Here is a 1,245-nt window from a genome sequence, read left to right on the forward strand (position 1 = left end):
CCTGCTGATATCGGCGGTGACGGCGGCAACGGTCTCCTACGTGGTGACCGGGCAGGAAGCCATGTTCAAGTTCCACCTGGACCAGCCTTTCGAGTTGGGGCGCATTCCCTACGTCATCATGCTGGGCATCTTCTGCGGACTGGTTTCGCTCTACTTCACCCGTGCCATGAATTCGGTCGAAGGCGTCTTTGCCAAACTGCAGAAGCCATACAAGAAACTGATGGTGGGCGGTGCCATGCTCAGCATCCTCATTTTCCTCTTCCCTCCGCTCTACGGCGAAGGCTACGACACCATCGAACTGCTGCTCAACGGCACCAGCAATGCCGAGTGGGACACGGTGATGAACAACTCCCTCTTTTACGGGCACAGCCACCTGCTGCTCATCTACCTGATGCTGATTATCCTGTTCAAGGTGTTCGCTTCGAGTGCCACCAACGGGGGCGGCGGTTGTGGCGGTATCTTTGCGCCTTCGCTCTATCTGGGCTGTATTGCCGGTTTCGTGTTCTCGCACTTCAGCAACGAGTTCGACGTGACGGCCTACCTGCCCGAAAAGAACTTTGCCCTGATGGGCATGGCGGGCGTGATGAGTGGCGTGATGCATGCCCCGCTGACGGGTGTCTTCCTCATTGCCGAGCTGACGGGCGGTTACGACCTGTTCCTGCCTCTGATGATTGTTTCCGTCAGTTCCTATCTGACGATTATCGTCTTCGAGCCCCACAGCATCTATTCCATGCGTCTGGCCAAGAAAGGCGAGCTGCTGACCCACCACAAGGACAAGGCCGTGCTGACGCTGATGAAGGTGGAGAACGTGGTGGAGAAGGACTTCATTGCGGTTCGTCCCGACATGGATTTGGGCGAAATGGTGCGGGCCATTTCCCAGTCGAGGCGCAACGTCTTCCCCGTCACCGACCAGGAAGGCAAGTTGCTGGGCATCGTCCAGCTGGACGACATTCGCAACATCATGTTCCGACAGGAGCTTTATCACCGCTTCACGGTGGGCAAGTTCATGACTTCGGCTCCGGCGCGCCTGCTCGATACCGACAGCATGGAGCAGGTGATGCAGACTTTTGACGACACACAGGCATGGAACCTTCCCGTGGTCGATGCCGACGGGAAGTATCTGGGTTTTGTGTCGAAGTCGAAGATATTCAATTCGTACCGTCAGGTGCTGGTGCACTTCTCGGACGAGTGATTTCTGTAGAAGGAAGGCAGGGAGGGATGCGTCGGATGGTATCTGAAAGTGTT

At 56.6% G+C, this 1,245-nt stretch carries 1 protein-coding gene (only partly in view); it reads left to right on the forward strand.

From position 1 onward, the window contains the following. Positions 1 to 1,192, forward strand: partial view of a chloride channel protein gene (locus QVP67_RS02325; RefSeq protein WP_022161946.1) — the 3' portion only. Its footprint begins 623 nt before the window's first position; only the last 1,192 of its 1,815 coding nucleotides appear in the window; the start codon falls outside the window, past its left edge; it ends in the stop codon at positions 1,190 to 1,192. The last annotated feature ends 53 nt before the right edge of the window (positions 1,193 to 1,245 follow it).

This window comes from Bacteroides sp. CAG:633, from assembly GCF_000435115.1.
Taxonomy (GTDB): Bacteria; Bacteroidota; Bacteroidia; order Bacteroidales; family Bacteroidaceae; genus Bacteroides; species Bacteroides ndongoniae.